General features: G+C 35.0%; 20 protein-coding genes. 14 read left to right on the top strand and 6 right to left on the bottom strand.

Features of this window, described 5'->3' with window-relative positions; all coding sequences use genetic code 11:
* Positions 1 to 251 precede the first annotated feature (251 nt).
* The 4 genes from F8153_RS01815 to F8153_RS01800 all read left to right on the top strand — a co-directional run bounded on the left by F8153_RS01815 (position 252) and on the right by F8153_RS01800 (position 3,619).
* Positions 252 to 1,088, top strand: a complete 837-nt coding sequence (locus F8153_RS01815) for a sensor histidine kinase (RefSeq protein WP_151864639.1) — start codon at positions 252 to 254, stop codon at positions 1,086 to 1,088.
* A complete protein-coding gene (locus F8153_RS01810) occupies positions 1,088 to 1,801 on the top strand; it encodes a LytR/AlgR family response regulator transcription factor (RefSeq protein WP_151864638.1) in 714 nt (237 codons plus the stop codon). Before F8153_RS01815 ends, F8153_RS01810 begins: the two co-directional genes overlap by 1 nt.
* A 155-nt stretch (positions 1,802 to 1,956) precedes the next feature.
* Entirely contained in the window at positions 1,957 to 2,862 is a 906-nt protein-coding gene (locus tag F8153_RS01805) for an ABC transporter ATP-binding protein (protein ID WP_151864637.1), read from the top strand.
* Positions 2,855 to 3,619: an ABC transporter permease gene (locus F8153_RS01800; protein WP_151864636.1), complete on the top strand. Its 765-nt coding sequence runs from the start codon at positions 2,855 to 2,857 to the stop codon at positions 3,617 to 3,619. Before F8153_RS01805 ends, F8153_RS01800 begins: the two co-directional genes overlap by 8 nt.
* 108 nt (positions 3,620 to 3,727) lie before the next feature.
* Here the strand turns inward: F8153_RS01800 and F8153_RS01795 are convergent, their stop codons facing one another.
* The 3 genes from F8153_RS01795 to F8153_RS01785 form a co-directional block, all read right to left on the bottom strand.
* Entirely contained in the window at positions 3,728 to 4,972 is a 1,245-nt protein-coding gene (locus F8153_RS01795) for a DUF418 domain-containing protein (protein WP_151864635.1), read from the bottom strand.
* Positions 4,973 to 5,278: 306 nt separating this feature from the next.
* The gene (locus F8153_RS01790) at positions 5,279 to 5,770 is read right to left on the bottom strand and encodes a ferritin-like domain-containing protein (RefSeq protein WP_151864634.1); all 492 of its coding nucleotides are present in this window, start codon (positions 5,768 to 5,770) and stop codon (positions 5,279 to 5,281) included.
* Between the two features lie 169 nt (positions 5,771 to 5,939).
* A complete protein-coding gene (locus F8153_RS01785; RefSeq protein ID WP_151864633.1) occupies positions 5,940 to 7,085 on the bottom strand; it encodes a LysM peptidoglycan-binding domain-containing protein in 1,146 nt (381 codons plus the stop codon).
* Between the two features lie 235 nt (positions 7,086 to 7,320).
* Between F8153_RS01785 and F8153_RS01780 the strand changes: the two genes are divergently transcribed.
* Positions 7,321 to 7,596, top strand: a complete 276-nt coding sequence (locus F8153_RS01780; protein ID WP_151864632.1) for a hypothetical protein — start codon at positions 7,321 to 7,323, stop codon at positions 7,594 to 7,596.
* 273 nt (positions 7,597 to 7,869) lie between these two features.
* Here F8153_RS01780 and F8153_RS01775 read toward each other — a convergent pair whose 3' ends face one another.
* Positions 7,870 to 8,580 (bottom strand): tropomyosin, encoded by a 711-nt coding sequence (locus F8153_RS01775; protein WP_151864631.1) that lies wholly within the window; start codon positions 8,578 to 8,580, stop codon positions 7,870 to 7,872.
* Positions 8,581 to 8,761: 181 nt separating this feature from the next.
* Between F8153_RS01775 and F8153_RS01770 the strand changes: the two genes are divergently transcribed.
* The 6 genes from F8153_RS01770 (at position 8,762) to F8153_RS01745 (ending at position 14,280) form a co-directional block, all read left to right on the top strand.
* Positions 8,762 to 9,835, top strand: a complete 1,074-nt coding sequence (locus F8153_RS01770; RefSeq protein ID WP_151864630.1) for a pyridoxal-phosphate-dependent aminotransferase family protein — start codon at positions 8,762 to 8,764, stop codon at positions 9,833 to 9,835.
* 10 nt (positions 9,836 to 9,845) lie between these two features.
* Positions 9,846 to 10,760 (top strand): D-2-hydroxyacid dehydrogenase, encoded by a 915-nt coding sequence (locus tag F8153_RS01765; RefSeq protein WP_330577589.1) that lies wholly within the window; start codon positions 9,846 to 9,848, stop codon positions 10,758 to 10,760.
* 11 nt (positions 10,761 to 10,771) lie between these two features.
* On the top strand, positions 10,772 to 12,019 hold the full coding sequence (locus tag F8153_RS01760) for a DUF1015 domain-containing protein (protein ID WP_151864629.1): 1,248 nt from the start codon (positions 10,772 to 10,774) through the stop codon (positions 12,017 to 12,019).
* A gap of 227 nt (positions 12,020 to 12,246) precedes the next feature.
* The gene (locus F8153_RS01755) at positions 12,247 to 12,729 is read left to right on the top strand and encodes a MarR family winged helix-turn-helix transcriptional regulator (RefSeq protein WP_151864628.1); all 483 of its coding nucleotides are present in this window, start codon (positions 12,247 to 12,249) and stop codon (positions 12,727 to 12,729) included.
* A gap of 158 nt (positions 12,730 to 12,887) precedes the next feature.
* On the top strand, positions 12,888 to 13,367 hold the full coding sequence (locus tag F8153_RS01750) for a flavodoxin domain-containing protein (RefSeq protein ID WP_151864627.1): 480 nt from the start codon (positions 12,888 to 12,890) through the stop codon (positions 13,365 to 13,367).
* Positions 13,368 to 13,383: 16 nt separating this feature from the next.
* Positions 13,384 to 14,280: a hypothetical protein gene (locus F8153_RS01745; protein WP_151864626.1), complete on the top strand. Its 897-nt coding sequence runs from the start codon at positions 13,384 to 13,386 to the stop codon at positions 14,278 to 14,280.
* Positions 14,281 to 14,312: 32 nt separating this feature from the next.
* Here F8153_RS01745 and F8153_RS01740 read toward each other — a convergent pair whose 3' ends face one another.
* Together F8153_RS01740 and F8153_RS01735 are read right to left on the bottom strand one after the other, a co-directional pair.
* Entirely contained in the window at positions 14,313 to 14,819 is a 507-nt protein-coding gene (locus F8153_RS01740) for a lecithin retinol acyltransferase family protein (RefSeq protein WP_151864625.1), read from the bottom strand.
* Positions 14,820 to 14,834: 15 nt separating this feature from the next.
* Positions 14,835 to 15,032: a hypothetical protein gene (locus F8153_RS01735; RefSeq protein ID WP_151864624.1), complete on the bottom strand. Its 198-nt coding sequence runs from the start codon at positions 15,030 to 15,032 to the stop codon at positions 14,835 to 14,837.
* 372 nt (positions 15,033 to 15,404) lie between these two features.
* On the opposite strand from F8153_RS01735, the gene F8153_RS01730 reads away from it, so the two are divergent.
* From F8153_RS01730 to F8153_RS01720, 3 genes are all read left to right on the top strand, one after another.
* A complete protein-coding gene (locus F8153_RS01730) occupies positions 15,405 to 16,442 on the top strand; it encodes a M42 family metallopeptidase (RefSeq protein WP_151864623.1) in 1,038 nt (345 codons plus the stop codon).
* A 334-nt stretch (positions 16,443 to 16,776) separates the two neighbouring features.
* Positions 16,777 to 17,325: an A24 family peptidase gene (locus F8153_RS01725; RefSeq protein ID WP_151864622.1), complete on the top strand. Its 549-nt coding sequence runs from the start codon at positions 16,777 to 16,779 to the stop codon at positions 17,323 to 17,325.
* 25 nt (positions 17,326 to 17,350) lie between these two features.
* Entirely contained in the window at positions 17,351 to 18,451 is a 1,101-nt protein-coding gene (locus F8153_RS01720) for an AAA family ATPase (RefSeq protein WP_192929611.1), read from the top strand.
* The last annotated feature ends 6 nt before the right edge of the window (positions 18,452 to 18,457 follow it).

Here is an 18,457-nt window from a genome sequence, read left to right as displayed (position 1 = left end):
TACACATAAAAATATATTCTTCTAATTTTATAATAATCCTTCTAAAAAAAGAAAATATTTTGCATAGCTAAATTTTAGCAATGGGAATATTGTCAATTGTGTGTACTCATGATAGGTAAATAATAGTATAATGTATTTGTTACTACAATAATCAGGAACTTATATAAGAATCTTTACTGTGATTTATAATTGAAAAACAATAGGTTTTATAACATAATAAGATAAAGCAAAGAAATTTGAGGTGCATTGTGATGAATAGAAGAAATCTACTAATAATATCTTGTTCGGCACAAATCATAATGATCATGGTAATAGCAATTGGCTTAATGGGTTCTGATCATTACCAGATAATTAGAAAATGGTTACATTTATTAATTGGTCTTATTTTTATATTTACCCTCTTTAACTTTTATATTATTTATAGCCAAAATAAAACCATTGAAAAGGAAAAGGAGTTAGCTATAATTAAGACGGAGCTTAAAACAACAGAGGCCTTGATAGATTTGCTAAGGCAACAGGGACATGACCATATTAATCATATTCAAACCGTTACATCTATGCTGATGCTGGAAGAGAATGCTGTAGCCTTAGAGTACCTTCAGGGAATTTCTGCTGGTTATCGCTTTACAGGACACTTTCTGCGATTGGGAAACCCTACACTAACTGCTTTAATAAATACCAAAAAAGAATTGGCCAATAAAAACGGCATAGAGTTTGTTGTTGAGAAGTACTGTAGGGTTAAGTTAAATAAGATTAAACCATGGGATATATCTAGCATAATAGGCAATTTATTGGAAAACTCAATTGAATATATTCTGATGAATGAAGATTTACCTCCTAAAATATTTTTTTCTGTAGAGAATCGTGAGAATATGAAGGGTTATATTTTTAGAATCGGAAATCCATATAAATCATCTGGTATAAACACCGATGTCTTCTTTCAACAGGGATTTTCAACAAAGGAATCTACTGGTAGAGGCTATGGGTTAAATATAGTGATGGAGTTGATAGAAAAATATAAGGGTACAATTAAGATTACTGAATCGGAAGGTAGAATTACCTTCACAGTGGAGGTTGATGATGAATAATGATTAATGTACTGATCTGCGATGATGATATCTATACAGTAAAGGTTCTAAAAAAACTGGTTGAGGAAAGTAATGGGGTTAAGGAGATATATATAGCTACAAATGGAGAAGAGGCTGTGGAGATTATTAAAAATCGTGAAGTGGATGTAGCATTTTTGGATATTGATATGCCTAAGATGGATGGGCTAGAAGCAGCCAGGCTGATGATATACATTAATGAGGATATAAAAATTGTCTTTATCACTGCATTTCGTCACTATGCCTTTGATTCCTATGAAATTCGTGCTTATGATTATATTCTTAAACCAATTGATTTTTCTAGAGTAAAAGAAAATATCCAAAAAATTATAGAAGAGTCAACTGATGATAAAATGGAAAAGTCCCTTAAAGAGAATAATTTGCTGATTATTAAGGAGAAACAAGAATACTTTCTGATTAATATGGACGAAATCAATTATATTGAGAAAGATAAAAAACAGCTGATTGTTCATACAATTGATAGAAAGTATTATACCTCCTTAGGGTTATCAGAGATAGAAGAAAGGCTTAATCAATCCTTCCTTAGAACTCATAAATCCTACATAGTAAACCTTAAAAACATCGATAAAATAGCTCCCTATGGCGATTCCTCATATATTATTTACTTTAAGGAGGCTGAACCCATCGACAATGCATTAATTACCAAGGAACGAATTCATTTATTAAAGGGTTGAATAAATCTAATCTGCATAAGCAGATTTTTTTTCGGTATTATAATCCCTTATTTAGGGATTGAAAGATGGGTATTGGGGATTGAAAAATATTAACGGTTCCTACAATAAATGATATGATTATTTCAGATGAGATAACTACATGGAGGTGTTGAAAATTGAAGGAAATAATCAGTATTAAGGATGTATCAAAAAAATTTGGTGATAAAACTGCCCTAAAGGATATTAGCTTTGATGTCAATATGGGAGAAATCATAGGAATAGTAGGACACAATGGAGCTGGGAAAACTACTTTGATTAACTGCATGGTAGATATCTACCAACCAGATAAAGGAAATATTGATTTTATTTTTGATAAGAAAAGTCTATACGATCATATCGGAGTGCAAATGCAAAATAGCTATTTTGAACCAAGATCGAAGGTTATAGATATATGTAAGCTTTATAAGAAATTAACCAATAGTGATGCCAACATCTTAGAGCTATTAGAGGAATTTGAATTAAAAGATGAAGCCAAAAATAATATCAGTAATCTTTCTGGAGGAAAAAAACAAAGATTGGCAATTCTTTTAACCCTTATCCATCAGCCAGAGGTTGTATTTTTAGATGAGTTAACATCGGGCCTAGACCCTGTTGCTAGAAGAAGGGTTTGGGAGGTCCTTAAGCTAGTTAATAAGAAAAAGGCTACTACAATTATTTTAACTAGCCACTTTTTGGATGAAATTGAATACTTGGCAGATAGAATATTAATATTAAATAAAGGTGAAATGGCCTACATGGGTACAGTTGGTGATTCTATTGAAAGGTATTCTGATGGTGAAAAGGTAATTGAATTTCAAATTAAGGATGAAAGGGCATCCTTTAAACTGGCCAAATACAATGCAGTAGAGTTACCAGGTAATCGATATCAAATAAAAACAAAAGATGATGAGAGGGTTTTAAAGGGATTAATTGATGATGCAGGAATTCGAAATTTAATTGTAAAATCTCCAACCCTAGAGGATGTATTTTTAAAGATAGCAGGCTACAGGTTGGATTCAGAAGGGAGGATTGTAAATGAATAAGTTAGGAGCTTTGTGCTTTTATCAATTTAAGCTGCAGCTTAGGGATTATGTGAATATGTTTTTTGTTGTAGCATTTCCAGTGCTCATGTTTATCATATTTGGGAGTATATTAGATGGATTGTTGCATTATGATGGAATATCTAATGCTATAGATTATTTATTGCCATCCTATATACCCATAGTAATCACCAATACAGCTGTATTAATATTTGGTACATTACTGGTGAATCATAAGGAACACAACTTCTTTATAAAATATAAACTTCTAGGCTTCAAGCCAGTACATGTGGCATTTGCGTTGTTTTTCTCAGTTTTGATTTTTCAATTTTTAGGAATTGCTGCTTTAATCTTAACTGCCGTATTAACTAACGATATTGCTTTACCTATTAATAATCTTCATAATGTACTGATCATAATGATTACAATCAATATCTTTCAATTTGCTCTGGCTTTTTTCTTAAGTACAGTTTTTAATAAAAGTGCTGTCTATCAAACAGTTGCCTTAATTATATTCTATTTTCAGATGTTTTTAGGGGGAATGACCTTTCCACCAGAAATGTTTACTGAAACCATAACGAAAATGACTGAAATTTTTAATCCCATAATCCATGGTTTATACGTAATTCGGGGAGTATGGGTTGAAGGAAAAAGCATTTTAGATTTTCCTTTAGAAATGATGATTCTTTTGGGTGTTAGCTGTGGGTTATTAGTATTGGGATCAAAACTTTTCAACTGGAACTCATTGAATACTAAGTAACTGATCAGTATCCAAGATTTCCATCAGGTAGGAGCATATACTGGATTTAAAAGGGGTCTAAGCTGTGAATGTAACAGCCTAGACCCCTATATTTATTGTTAAACCCTTTTATTTTGATAAGCCTCCGTAGGTTAATTGCCGCCAAATCCACTCAAAGGGACCATACTTAAACCTGTTGAGCCAAAGCTTGCTTGTAACGATTTGCACTGAGTATATAACTAGAGTAAATAGAATCCCAGTAGCTAATCCTACCTTATTTACTAATCCTAAGCCATGTCCATAGTATATCAGTGAAGCAATGGTGCACTGTACCAAATAATTGGTTAATGCCATTTGTCCAATATAGCCCAGGGGTGATAATAGCTTTTTAAAGCTAGCTTTTCTATATAGTAACATGAGGCTGGTTACATAGAACATTGATAAGAATATAGTTGCAATTTCCTTGAAGAAATGGAATGCTCCTGCAGAAAGAATTGGGTTTAGCGAAATCACACTAAATTCTATTAGGACATACACTATTGTCGAAAGAATACCAATTAATCCACCAACCCTCCATACCTTCTTTATAAAGATTTGATTTCCTTCGATATCTTTAAAAATCTTTCTTTTACCAACATACAAGCCTATTAAAAACATTCCTAAAATCTTAGGGATCATAAATATTAGATAAAAGACAATATAGAAAGCTTCTTCACCCAACCGATATCTAATGATTTCTAAGAAGCTACCATTCTGGTAAACATCAATGGATTTATCAGCCATATGCCTATAGGAAGCCATTTGAGCATCATATAAATCTGAGCTTAAATTCTCAAGCAAGGCGTTTGACACAGATGAAAGTACCATAAATAGTGTCGAAATGATTAATAAGGCAATTAGCCAATTTCTAATGGTTTTATAGCTACAGTTTTTAAATGGTAACAATAAAAATCCTACTACTCCATAAACATGTAGAATATCTCCATACCAAACAAGAGAGAAGTGAATTATACCAAATAATAAAAGAAAAAAAGATCTTTTGACAAAAAGCTTATTAGGTGAAACTCCCTTAGCCTCAGCCCTTTCCATAAAAATATAAAAGCCTAAACCAAACAAGAAGGAAAAAATCGTATAAAACTTCCCCTCTCCAAGAATTTGGATAAAGAGGGTGGCTAACCTATCAGATAGTAATTCTAGATTTAGGGGATTAGATAAGGGACCTATTGATGCTAGTTCGGAAAAAAGTGTGCTATTGAAGGCTGCAAGGTTTACCAGCAATACTCCCAAAAGTGCAAAGCCCCGAACAATATCCAATTCCCTTATACGCTCTCCCTTTGATATAGGCTCAGCCTTGGTTGTCTCAGTATTAATCAAAATAAAACCTCCCTTGAATTTTTTTATATGTGTTAACTATATTATACCAAAATTATCAATTAAAAGCTTGGGGAAATCGATAAAAAATTATCAAATATCAACATAGAAAAATAGCTGGTTTATTGCTCAGAGGTTGTTGAGAAGGTCGACAAAATCCAGACTGTTCAAAAACTGTTAGAGTCGAGAGGCAAAAAAAACCAGCGGTTGCAGCGTATACAAAAATACGCAAGGGTGCTGGGTTTTTGCAGCAACAAAGAATATGATAGTTTTTCAACAGTCTAAGAGCAGGTTTATTTTACCTGCTCTTTAAAAGGGTGCAAAGCTCTGTTGTGTCCACCAGTCTTCTTTATATTTATTATATTCAGCTAAAAATTGTTCTAAATGTACCTTTTCCCATTTTATAAGTAAGTCATAAAGCTTTTTTGCCTCGGAGTAGCTAGAATTGTTTTTTGCTTCCTCATAGAATTTTATAGAATCCTTCTCTAGCTGTATACCAATACCAAAAACCGACATTGCTAAGCTGGTGTAACCATCCTTCACCTTTTCCCATTTATAAATATTCGGGGAGGGGGGATTTACTAAAAATGCTAAAGTAAAATCATCTCCGTTGGCGTTCTTAATTTTTTCAAAGAGCTCCTTTAAATATTCTGCATGCATTAGCTCTTCATTGGCAAGGGTTAAAAATGCCTCCTTACTATTGGCATTATCTGCTTGGTTGGCTGCTAATTTATAAAATTCATAACCCTCAACCTCATTGATTATTGCTTGTTTAATAGCCTCTAACTCCGCTCTAAGCATCAATATCATCCTTTCTAAAATAAAGTATGTTAAAATACCTATTTTAATTTAATACCCCAGAAAGGCGGAGACTACCATATATTTATCATAATAAATTGATAAAAATCTATGGGTAATAAAACATATAAGAAAGGGTCTAATTTAATAGACCCTTTCTTATACCATTACTTTAGGACATAGGTATACAAATTCTTTGACCAATCTGAAGATTGTCTGGATTCACATTGGGGTTAGCCCTTCTGATGGCATCTACAGTTGTATTAAATCTTCTAGCTAGGCTAAAGAAGGTATCTCCAGCTTGAATTGTATAAGCCTCTGTTCCATTGGGGCATGCTGGAGGAGTTGGAGAACCTGGCATACAAATTACCTGACCTATTTGTAAATTATCTGGATTCACATTGGGGTTTGCCCTCCTGATGGCATCTACAGTTGTATTAAATCTTATAGATAAATTATAGAAGGTATCCCCTGCTTTAATTGTATAGGGGTTTGTTCCAATAGGGCAGGTTGTTGGTGGTGGTGTTGGGGGACCTGGTATACAAATCACCTGGCCTATCTGAAGATTATCTGGATTCACATTAGGGTTAGCCCTTCTGATGGCGTCGACAGTTGTATTAAACCTTATGGCTAAATTGTAGAAGGTATCACCTGCCTGAATTGTATAGGGGTTTGTTCCATTGGGGCAGGTAGTGGGTGGTGGTGTTGGGGCGCAGGTTACTCCCATTGCTGTCCAAGTATCAACTCCTACTATACCGTCAGCTGTTAAGCCTTTACTCTCTTGAAAGGCTATAACTGCAGCTTCCGTTCTTGGGCCAAAGATGCCATCAATTGGGCCAGGATCGAAGCCTGCATTTACCAGTAAACGCTGCAACCTTTCAACATCTGGTCCTCTGTTGGTTCTTCGTAAGGTTGGGCATGGTACTGGAGTTGGCAGTACTGGAGGTGGTGTAACTGGTCTAGGGATACAAATTACCTGTCCAATAAACAATCTATCAGGATTTACTTGGGGGTTAGCTACCAAAAGAGCATCTAAAGAAACATTGTTTGCTCGAGCAATAGAATAGAAGGTATCCCCTGCTTTAATGGTGTATGGAACTGTACCAACTGGGCATGTAACTGGTGGTGGTGGAGCAGGCATACAAATCCTTTGACCTACCATAAGCATACATGGATTAATATTTGGATTGGCAGCAAAGATAGCATCAACTGTTGTATTGAATCTGATTGCTAGACTATAAAAATTATCTCCTGGCTGTATAATATATGGGGTTGTGCCAGGGGGACAGTGCATATGCATATGACTGTAATAATACATAAATTAATCTCCTCCTTGTAATAATTTGGGTATACTATGATGCTATAGTATAATATAGTATATTCTTATGCTATGGATTGGTTCTATGGATTTTTTATAAAGAATTGGAGTTGAATTAATTGAAAAATTTTGGCGACATTCTATATAATTGTAGCAATAACTGAATATGGGTGAATATCTTTACAAAAAAAAAGGGACTAGGTCAAATATGTTGTAGGTATAATGAGGATTATGATTGAAAGCCTTTTCAGGAGATTGTAAAGAATGTAAGGAATTTATTGACTATTTAGAGGGCTTTCTTAATACCTTAAAGCAGCATAATATGGATGAAAATATCTATAAGGATTATCATAAGAGATTTAAGATTATTATTGTACATTTAAACAAGAAGCATAATCTAGTATCTGAAGGCTTTTATGCAGGCCTTTATATGTCCATAGGGATGTCGGTGGGATTACTTATTGGTTCGGCGAAGGATGCCACCCTTAAGAAAAAAGGTTTAACCATATAGATTAGCTAAAAAGAAGTAAAGGGAACCTCTAGGTTCCCTTTACTTTTTAATAGGAAAGTTCTCTTTTTTCCTATTAAATGGGGGATTTTAAGGGGCCCCTCCCCCTTATAAAAATAAGGAGAGGTGAGTTGTGTCACGAATAAGTGACACTATGCTACGAACGGCGTTGAGACGGTGAGACGACCGAAAACGAAGTGTCCTAGAGAACGCATGGGTTCTCTGGAAAACAAAAGCATTTTAACCATAGAAAATTAACGCATGAAATGCTTTTGTTCATACAGTCCATTGACCGTGGATTATTCCGATTAAGTACCAGGTTCCGCCATATTCCTCAAAGACTAGCTTGAGGCTTCTCCAATCTATCCCTTCATATTGTGGATCAATGCCCTCAAAGTGAAATTCCACAAAGGAGGCATCTGGATACACTTCATTGAGGTTATCTATGATATTACCTTCACCTATACTGGTGTTGTTGCCTATTAAGTGGGGACTTATAAAGTCCTCATCATAGATGAACTTATGATAGTACTCTTCGATGGTTAATTCAATTGGTTCGCCACTACCATCATAATTCCCCCAGGTATAGATTTCTTCATTTTGGAAGGCCCCTTTAACCTCTTCTGGTGAAAGCACAACATCCTCTTCCTTATCTATATAAAAATAAGGGCTAAATCTCACCCCTTTACTGGGATGTACCATTTCTGAAAGGATGTCCATATTTTTGTCCTTAAGTAATTCAACAGTATATAAAGCATTATACAGTAATCTACCGGTGTAATTTTCCTTTAATTGACCTTTAAGCTCTGCAACCTCAACCTCCAGGTCTTCCTTTTCTTGTGTTAGGTCTGTAATAATCTGATCCTTTTCCTTTAAATCCTCCTCGGCATTTCCGTCACCTGTTGTACACCCATAGATGGTAATGGGTATAATTAAAAGAATCGATACCAATACTAATATTTTAAGCTTCTTATTTATCACCTCCATAATATTTTATACCCAATAATCTAAAAGTTTATGCTTAATTTTATAGGAAGATGAGAATCATATGCTAAACTACCGATCTTTTCATTAAAAGTTATTTTAATTTTGTACTATTTAGGGTAAAATGAAATTGGTTAAAAAATAAGTGTAATCATTAAAAAAATAATAATAAGGAGGCTTTATGATGCAAAAGAAACTTTTTATTCCTGGTCCAGTAACCGTTGCAGAGGACGTATTAGAAAAAATGTCAACCCAAATGATCGGACATCGGACTAAAGATGCATCTGTATTACAACGAAGTATATCCGACAAGATGCGGAAATTAATGTACACCAAAAATGAAATTTTACTATCAACTTCATCAGGTAGCGGATTAATGGAAGGTGCCATTAGATCCTGCACAAGAAAAAGAGCTGCAGTTTTCTCAGTAGGAGCCTTTGGTGATCGCTGGTATAAAATGGCTAAGGCCAATGGTGTACCAGCTGATAAATTCTCCTCAGAGCTTGGAAAGCCTACAACCCCAGAAATGGTAGAGGAAGCTTTAGCCACCGGAAAGTATGATTTAATCACTATAACCCATAATGAAACCTCTACAGGAATTATGAATCCTGTAGAAGAAATAGCGGAGGTAGTTAAAAAATATCCAGAGGTAATCTTCTGTCTTGATACAGTAAGCTCCTTGGCAGGAACGAAAATACCAGTTGATGAGCTAGGGGTAGATATTTGTATTACTTCAACTCAAAAATGTTTAGGTTTACCTCCAGGATTAGCAATCTGTTCATTCTCTCAAAAGGCACTAGATGCTGCAAGACAGGTTGAGAACAGAGGCTTATACTTTGACTTAGTAGATCTTTATGATTACATTCAGAAAAAGGATTATCAATATCCATCAACTCCAAGCTTATCCCATATGTATGCCCTAGATTATCAGTTGGATAGAATAATGGAAGAAGGCTTAGATAATCGATTTGCAAGACATTTAGAGATGGCTAAATATGTTCGTTCATGGGCAAATAAGCATTTTGAAATGCTTGCAGAAGAAAAATATGCCTCCAATACTTTAACAACGGTAAAGAATACAAAGGAAATTAGCGTAAAAGACCTAAATAATAAGCTTGGCGAAAAAGGTTATATGATCTCCAATGGCTATGGTGACTTAAAGGATGTAACCTTCCGAATTGCCCATATGGCAGATACAACCTTGGATGAGATAAAAGAATTATTAAATATTATAGAGGAAATCTTAAACCTAAAATAGGGGGGAAGAGATGATGGCAAGAATACTTATTTCAGACGGTATGGAACAAAGTGCAATGGAAACCCTTAGAGCCGCAGGTCATCAGCTTGTAGAAGAATTTTACGAGGCAGATGTACTAAAGGATAAGATTAAGGAGTTTGATTGTATCGTAGTTAGATCAGCTACAAAGGTTAGAAAACCAATTATAGATGCAGCCCTAGAAACCAAACAACTGAAGTTAATTATTCGTGGCGGCGTTGGAGTAGATAATATCGATGTTGAGTATGCTATGGAAAATGGTATACAAGTTAGAAATACACCTTTAGCCAGTAGTGCTTCAGTGGCAGAGTTAGCCATTGGTCATATGTTTGCCCTTGCAAGACATATTCATATTGCCAACGTAACCATGAGACAAGGAAAATGGGAAAAGAAAAAGTATGAAGGAATTGAGCTTAATGGTAAAACCCTTGGATTAATCGGTTTTGGCCGTATAGCGAAGGAAACAGCTAAGAGGGCTAAGGCTTTAGGAATGAAGGTCCTTTACACCAATAGATCTGGCAAAGTAGAGGGTGCAGATGAATATACCTACATGCCTTTTAATGAATTGATTGCAACTGCAGATTTTATTTCTTTACATATCCCAGCTGGTTCAGATGGTAAGCCTGTTCTGGGAAGAGAAGAGTTTCAAATGATGAAGGATGGAGTATATATCGTAAACACAGCCCGTGGCGGAGTGGTTTGCGAAAAGTCATTGGTGGAAGCCCTTGATTCAGGCAAGGTTGCAGCTGCAGCTGTAGATGTTTTCGAAGTGGAGCCCACTAAAAATGAAGCTTTATATACCCACGACAAAGTATCTCTAACACCTCACATTGGAGCATCCACCGCTGAGGCTCAAACCAGAATCGGTGAGGAAATTGTAGAGATCATAACAAACTTTTTTAAGTAGGAGGATGAACAATGGCAGTAGTAAGACCCTTTAAGGGAGTAAGGCCAAACCCTGCTTTAGCAGATAAGGTTGCAGCCCTTCCCTATGATGTTATGAATACTGAAGAGGCTAGGGAAATGGCCAAAGGTAACCCCTATAGCTTTCTTCATGTTAGCAGATCGGAAATAGACCTTGACGAAAACACCAATCCCTATGATGAGGTGGTTTATATAAAGGCTGCTGAGAATTTAAAAAACATGATGGCTGAAGGAGTTTTAATTCAGGATGAGATTCCAAAGTATTATATTTATAGACAAATCATGGATGGTAGAAGTCAAACAGGCTTAGTTGCTTGTTCATCAATTGATGAATACCTAGATGACACAATTAAAAAGCATGAGTTTACCAGACCTGAAAAGGAAGTAGATAGAATTAATCACTTCGACTATTGTAATGCCAATACTGAGCCAGTATTTTTTGCCTACAGAGCAAAAGAAGAAATAAATGAGATCATTAACAAATGGGTTAATGACCATAAGCCAGTATATGACTTTACCTCTGATGACGGAATCTCCCATATCCTATGGGTTATGGATGATGTTGAAAAGATAGCAGAATTAGAGAATCTTTTCAAGAAGGTGGACTATCTATACATTGCAGATGGCCATCACAGAACGGCATCAGCTGTTAAAATAGGCTTAAAGAGAAGGGAAGAAAACCCCAATTATAAAGGTGATGAAGAGTTTAACTTCCTTATGACGGTTATATTCCCTGATGAAGAGCTAATGATTATGGACTACAATAGAGTTGTTAAGGATTTAAATGGAAACACTCTGGAGGAGTTTTTAAAGAAGGTTGAAAAGGCCTTCACCATTGAGGAGTGGAAGGGGAATGAAGCCTATAGCCCCGAGGGAAGACATACCTTTGGGATGTTTGTTGAAGATCAATGGTATAAGCTTACGGCAAAACCCGAAATAATTAACGAAGAGGATTTTGTAGAAAGATTAGATGTATCTATTCTACAGAAGAATCTACTTAACCCTATTTTAGGAATAGAAAATCCTAGAACCGATAAAAGGATTGATTTTGTTGGTGGAATAAGGGGCTTAAAGGAGCTAGAAAGAAGAACTAAAAAAGACATGAAGATTGCCTTTTCCTTATATCCACCATCAATGGCAGAGCTATTTGCTATTGCTGACATTGGTGAGGTAATGCCACCAAAGTCCACTTGGTTTGAGCCTAAGCTAAGGAGTGGATTATTTATCCATCTATTAGGCTAGTACGAAACATCCTATAATTGTAAGAACTAGTTATAAGAGCCTCCATATTTGGAGGCTTTTGTTTTATTTAAAATATTTTCTAAAAACACTTGACAGGATTATAACAATGTAATATATTACATATATAAGTAACATGTTACATAATTTAATTTAAGATAGCAACCCCAAAAGAATCCCCTGATGAAATAATAAAAAAGGCTTTTGATGGGTTTAGGAAGGGAGGCTTTATGTATAGCTTAGATACTTTAGAAAAACAAACCAATATATTTGGAAGTCTATTGTTAATACCCAATAAGCTGCAAATCATATTGGATCTAGCATTAGCAAAATATGATTTAACAGCAAAGCAATGGTTTTTAACAGCAGTAATTCATGAATTTTTTAAGGAGCCACCAACCCTTGGAGAGGTGGCAGAGGTAATGGGAAGCTCCCATCAGAATGTAAAGCAATTAGCTTCAAAGCTACAGCAAAAAGGTTTTCTGGAGCTTGAAAAGGATCATAAGGACGGTAGAGTATTACGATTAAAGCTTACCGACAAAGTTGCTGAGGTTGCTAAAATCAGACATGAGGAAACACTGTCGTTTTTCAAGAAATTTTTTAGCGATTTTACTGCAGAAGAGATTAATTGCCTCCACGATGGAATCTATAAGCTTTATGACAAGACTTTGATTATTGAAAAGGAACTGAAAGGGAATGGAGAGAGGGAATAAGTAATAAGGAATAGGTAATAGGTTAAAAGCTTGAAAAATTAAAATTATAAGATATGAAGCATAAAGAAGCTATGAAATTTGCTTATCAAATTTCTACATAAATTCAACATTCAACATTCTAAATTCTTCATTATTTTTTAAAGGGAGGAATATTGATTATGAAAACATTAATTGTTTATGGAACAAAGTATGGATGTACTGAAGGCTGTGCTAAGGATTTAGCTAAAGAGGTAACTGGTGAAGTTGAGCTTTGCAACTTAAAAAATAGTAAACCTGCAGACTTAGAAAAGTATGACAAAGTAATTATTGGTGGATCAATAGTTATGGGAGGCATACAAAAGGAAGTAACGGAGTTTTGCTCTACAAACTTAGAAACCTTAAAGGGTAAGAAGCTTGGTTTGTTCATCTGCTGCATGAGGGATGGAGAGACTGCAGAAACTCAATTTAATTCTGCCTTCCCAAAGGAACTAGTTGAAGCAGCCACAATAAAGGGCTATTTTGGTGGGGAATTTATATTAAAGAAAATGACCTTTATAGATAAGCTAATTGTCAAGAAGGTCGCAAAGGTTAGTAGTGATACTTCAAATATTCTCAAAGAAAATATTCATAAATTTGCTGAAAAAATGAATATAGCATAGTAAGAGGGGATTAGAGATGAAAAATCAAAAAATAATTACGATTTTAGTTTTATGTTGCGTGTTGGCCGCTGCGGTTTCTGCATCTACTGCCTTGATATCTTTAATAACAAGCGAAAAGGGTGGAGAATATGAGTTTATATCCCTTCATGGAGAAAAGGTTTTAATTTTTGGAAGAAGTCTGTACGGAAATAACTCCGTGGCAATGGTTGCACAGGGGGCACCCCATGATCTGGTGATGCTGGTTTTGGTAATACCTTTGTTATTATTATCCTTATACTTAGCGAGAAGGGGTTCCCTAAAGGGAAGATTGCTTATGAGTGGCATATTGGGCTTTGTAGCATTTACCTATTTACTATATCTAACATTGCCTATGTATAATAGATTATATCTACTATGGATTATTGCAGCCTCAACTAGCTTCTTTGCTTTAATATTAACCTTATTGGGCTTTGATCTAGAGAAAGTCAAAAACTCCTTTACAGATAAGCTGCCAGTTAAGGTGGTAGGGGGATTTATCATATTTCAAGCTACAATGGTGGCGCTATTATGGCTACAAAGGCTTTTACCAAGCTTTTTAAATGGATCAGTTCCAGTGGGAATGGAGCATTATACTACACTACCTGTTCAAGGCTTAGATTTAGCCTTTCCTTTACCCTTATCAATAGTAGCTGGAGTATTGCTCATCATGAAAAAGCCAGTAGGTTATCTTCTTGCATCAGCCTATACAGGATTTTTAACGGTATTAATGCCTACTCTAACAGGAAAGATTATTGGAATGATGTTTATCGGTGTAAATCCTGGGCCTCCATTGGTGATTATGCCTACCTTTGCCTTAATTTCGGTAATACTACTGATAATTGTTTTTAAAGATATAGATAAAAAGCAGAAATTAAGACAATCAGCAATCAATTAAAAAAAAATAGAAGTCCTATATGGACTTCTATTTTAATATAAATTATTAAATAATATAAGTGCAATTGCAGTAGTAACTCTTTTCAAAGCTCTTCTGGGTAAACCCATTAATGAATCTGCTCTATTTCCCCAATATGCCTGCTGTGATACCCTTTCACCATTAACACACCATGAAGCAAAATGCTCGCAGTTGTTTTTAAATGGATGATAGCCTCCAAATTTAGTATTTAGTTTACTGTAGGCTCGTTTTACAATACGGTCTCTAGTAAATCTATAGGTCATTTCATGATCTACTTCACATATTCCTCCCTTTAAGAACTCCTCCATAGTTACCTTGCGGATGGAGCCATAGGGATAACGTGTAATACTATCGCAGATGAAATGTATAACATAGCCATCCTCTACCTCTACACCGTAGTGCTTGTATGGCATTGTACGAGCAATTAGTTCATCAAGTAAAACCGTGTACTCATTTCTTCTGCTATTGAAGGATTTAAACCACAAGGGCTTTCTTAAAACGAAAAGCACATCACCCTTCATAAATATATGCGCCTCCTATTCTCCAGTCCTTCCACGCATCAATGTTGACTTTTTAGCTTGCTGACTTTTCACTTTGTTGTTACCAAAGGAAGAGTTGTGTTTTGCTGCGCTATTTTTTTGATTTTGCTTCTTCTTTTCTAGCTGTTCCTTCATGGCATCCATAAGGTTTATTTTCTTTTTACCTTCAGCAGAATCTATCGTATTATTTGTCATTTCTCTAAACCCCTCTTTACTAAGAATATAATCACATACTAATTATAATACAGAGATTATGAGAATACAATAATTACCTTAATCTAGTTATATTGATAAAAGTTGAAAAAAATAAAGTTTATTTTACCACTTCGTAGGGCCAGCTCATGATTCCACCCAAGTCATATACATTTTTATAGCCCATAGATATTATTATAGCACTATTAAATCAATATGAAATTAGCGGAATTTTACATTTTAATAAACAGTGGTTATAACAAAAAATTAATAGTTCTATTCCAATTATTTTGACAATCTTGAAGGAATATATAAGTTAAAATTGAATTACTAAAAGGGTTCAATTGAAATGATGTGATTTTAGGAGGGAGTAAGATGAATTTAACCATTAATAAGGATTTTGTTTTAGAGACTGCTGAAAAGCTATTGAAGTTTCATAGCCCCACCGGATTTTGCTTCGATATTATGAAGCTAATAGCCTCCTGGGCTAAAGAATTTGGATATGCCTTTGAGAGCACCAACAAAGGCTGTGGAATCATAACCATACCGGGAAAGAGGACTGAAAAGGTGATTGGACTATCTGCCCATGTGGATACCTTAGGGGCGATGGTAAGATCCATCACTGGATCAGGAACTCTGAAGTTTACACTAATTGGAGGCCCAATAGTTCCCACTTTAGACGGTGAATACTGTCAGATTAGAACTAGAGATGGAAGGATTTATACAGGGACCTTTTTAAGTACCAGCCCATCAACCCACGTATATGATGATGCCAAAACTAAAAAAAGAGACCCCGAAAATATGGAAATCAGAATCGATAGCAAGGTCTCCAGCAAGGATGAGGTGAAGGCCTTAGGCATAGCCCCAGGAGATTTTATTTTTATTGAGCCTAAAACCACCATTACAGAAGCAGGCTTTATTAAATCTAGATTTTTAGATGACAAGGCCAGTGTAGCCTGCCTGATTGGTTTAATGGAGATTCTTAGCAAAGAAAAGCTACAGCCTAACTATACCACTAAGATTTTCATATCAACCTATGAAGAGGTTGGCCATGGAAGCTCCTATATTCCTGCTGATATCACAGAAATCATTGCAGTGGATATGGGCTGTATTGGAGATGATTTGAATTGTACCGAGTATGATGTTTCCATATGTGCTAAGGATTCCTCAGGGCCCTATGACTTTAATATGACCAGTCAACTAATAAAGCTGGCTCAAGAAAACAATCTTAAATTTGCAGTAGACATCTATCCCTTCTATGGATCTGATGTTTCTGCAGCCCTCCATGGGGGGAATGATATTAGAGGTGCTTTAATAGGCCCAGGGGTACATGCCTCCCATGGTATGGAAAGAACCCATTATGATGGCCTAGAAAACACCATAAAGCTACTATATCTATATTTAACTAATTAAACAACATATAATAAATTCGTGTCGGTTGTTTACGAAGAATATAAGTCAGCAGAGGATGCTATGGTTACCCAAGCATTACTTACCCATGGACAGTAATTAAAATTGATTCACCCCTAGAAATTAACGTTACTAAGGCTGAATAAGAACAAAAAAATATCAAACATAAAAAGCACCTAATGATTGAAAATTAGGTGCTTTATACATTATATGTCGAAAATTGACAATCGATTTATTGGTAAAATTTATAAAATTATAGAGGAAAAATTATGAAATTGTTGAAAATGTTTATAATTTATTATATTTAATTCCAAATTCCATCATGAAAGGTTAAATTATGATCAGATTTTATATAACTTTCGTATTAGTTCTTTTAGCATGTATGGGGGACGTTAAAACCTATAAGGTAAAGAATTCACTAACCATACCCTTTGCCATTCTTGGAGGAGCCATAAACATCTTAGACCATGGGACAAAGGGCTTAGTTGACTCTGTTTTAGGGATTTTGCTTCCAATAGTTATTCTTTTTATCTTGTTTGTCCTTAGAATGCTGGGGGCTGGAGATATAAAACTGTTTGCAGCCATAGGTAGCATTTTAGGGATAAAGATGGTATTTAATGTGATGATTTACTCCTTTATTGCGGGGGGAATCATTGCGTTTTTATTAATTTTATTAAGAAAAAATGGGCTAAAGAGAATTAGGCATTTCCTTCTATATATGAAGTTGTGTCTCTTCAGTAGGTACCTATTACCCTATGAAGATTTTGAAAAAAAGGATGATGGCAAATTTAAATTTACCATTGCAATATTGATGGGGCTGTTAACAACATTATTTCTACACCTATATACCCCACACTCCCTTAATATACTAAATGAAATCCTATAAAAGCCATTTAGGAGGGCTGAAGTCTATGAAAAAGATTAACTTAGTTCTAGCTGACAATGACGAAGGTTATGTAGAGGCCTTTACAAACTTTTTACTAAATAATTATCAACATCAATTTAATGTGAGTTTCTTTACTTCAAGGGACCATTTAAATAAATTTCTGGAAAATGAGATAGCCTCTATTGACATTTTGCTAATTAGTGTGGATATGTTAAGCAATACGGCAAGTAAAAGGGAGATAGGCACCATAGCTGTCCTATCGGAGATAAAATCCCAGAAAACATACAAAAACTACAAAACCATATTTAAATACCAATCAGGTGAAATACTGGTTAGTGAAGTATTGAATATCCTTTCTGAAGGAGAAGATGACAAATTATTCATAAGGGGGAATAGTTCAACTAAGATTACAGGTGTATATTCTCCTATTGGAGGGGGAGGAAAAACTACTATAGCCGTTGGACTCTCTTCTTTATATGCAAAGGAAGGGAAGAAGACTCTATACTTAAACCTTGAAGATATTCCATCTACCTCTGGATATTTTGACTGTAGTACTCAACAAAACATGTCAAACTTAATCTATTATCTTAAGGAGAAGGATAAAAATCTATCCTTAAAGATTCATAATATAAAAGCTATTGATGCCACAACAGGAATTGAATATATTGCCCCTTGTGATAATCTTCAAGAGATGGAGGAGCTCTTGCCCCAGGACGTTGAGTATCTTTTATCAGAACTAAAGATCAGTAACTTCTTTGATGAAATTATAATCGATATGTCAAGCAGATTTTGCCATAGAAATTGCAAACTCTTAAAGCTTTCAGATGAAATACTCTATATTACAAACCAAAGTCCAGTTTTTAATTCTAAACTTGAGACATTGAATAATTTAATGATGATTGATGAATTACAGGAAATTCTTATAGTAAGAAAAATCATCAATATTATAAATAAATACAATCCAAATAACGCTGCAATTGAAGATTGCTATGTGGAGGGGCAAAAAATGTCTGTTAGGATTCCTAGAATAAACAATTTACTTAAAAGGCATGAGAATAGATTTGTAGTAAAAACGGATAATGAATTGGGTTATGCCCTTAATTCAATCATAAAAGACCAGAGCTGATGGAGG

This window comes from Alkaliphilus serpentinus, assembly GCF_009017255.1.
Classification (GTDB): domain Bacteria; phylum Bacillota; class Clostridia; order Peptostreptococcales; family Natronincolaceae; genus Alkaliphilus_D; species Alkaliphilus_D serpentinus.
Note: the sequence above shows the minus strand (reverse complement) of the source record. Positions and strands in the feature narration are given on the sequence as shown.

What these genes read in the sequence shown, in the direction of transcription:
- F8153_RS01810 (WP_151864638.1), top strand. Translation starts at nt 1,088, where the DNA reads ATGATTAATGTACTGATCTGCGATGATGATATCTATACAGTAAAGGTT.
- F8153_RS01785 (WP_151864633.1), bottom strand. Translation starts at nt 7,085, where the DNA reads ATGTATTATTACAGTCATATGCATATGCACTGTCCCCCTGGCACAACC.
- F8153_RS01735 (WP_151864624.1), bottom strand. Translation starts at nt 15,032, where the DNA reads ATGACAAATAATACGATAGATTCTGCTGAAGGTAAAAAGAAAATAAAC.
- F8153_RS01765 (WP_330577589.1), top strand. Translation starts at nt 9,846, where the DNA reads ATGATGGCAAGAATACTTATTTCAGACGGTATGGAACAAAGTGCAATG.
- F8153_RS01790 (WP_151864634.1), bottom strand. Translation starts at nt 5,770, where the DNA reads ATGCTTAGAGCGGAGTTAGAGGCTATTAAACAAGCAATAATCAATGAG.
- F8153_RS01760 (WP_151864629.1), top strand. Translation starts at nt 10,772, where the DNA reads ATGGCAGTAGTAAGACCCTTTAAGGGAGTAAGGCCAAACCCTGCTTTA.
- F8153_RS01725 (WP_151864622.1), top strand. Translation starts at nt 16,777, where the DNA reads ATGATCAGATTTTATATAACTTTCGTATTAGTTCTTTTAGCATGTATG.
- F8153_RS01750 (WP_151864627.1), top strand. Translation starts at nt 12,888, where the DNA reads ATGAAAACATTAATTGTTTATGGAACAAAGTATGGATGTACTGAAGGC.
- F8153_RS01815 (WP_151864639.1), top strand. Translation starts at nt 252, where the DNA reads ATGAATAGAAGAAATCTACTAATAATATCTTGTTCGGCACAAATCATA.
- F8153_RS01775 (WP_151864631.1), bottom strand. Translation starts at nt 8,580, where the DNA reads ATGGAGGTGATAAATAAGAAGCTTAAAATATTAGTATTGGTATCGATT.
- F8153_RS01720 (WP_192929611.1), top strand. Translation starts at nt 17,351, where the DNA reads ATGAAAAAGATTAACTTAGTTCTAGCTGACAATGACGAAGGTTATGTA.
- F8153_RS01800 (WP_151864636.1), top strand. Translation starts at nt 2,855, where the DNA reads ATGAATAAGTTAGGAGCTTTGTGCTTTTATCAATTTAAGCTGCAGCTT.
- F8153_RS01755 (WP_151864628.1), top strand. Translation starts at nt 12,247, where the DNA reads ATGTATAGCTTAGATACTTTAGAAAAACAAACCAATATATTTGGAAGT.
- F8153_RS01745 (WP_151864626.1), top strand. Translation starts at nt 13,384, where the DNA reads ATGAAAAATCAAAAAATAATTACGATTTTAGTTTTATGTTGCGTGTTG.
- F8153_RS01740 (WP_151864625.1), bottom strand. Translation starts at nt 14,819, where the DNA reads ATGAAGGGTGATGTGCTTTTCGTTTTAAGAAAGCCCTTGTGGTTTAAA.
- F8153_RS01730 (WP_151864623.1), top strand. Translation starts at nt 15,405, where the DNA reads ATGAATTTAACCATTAATAAGGATTTTGTTTTAGAGACTGCTGAAAAG.
- F8153_RS01770 (WP_151864630.1), top strand. Translation starts at nt 8,762, where the DNA reads ATGCAAAAGAAACTTTTTATTCCTGGTCCAGTAACCGTTGCAGAGGAC.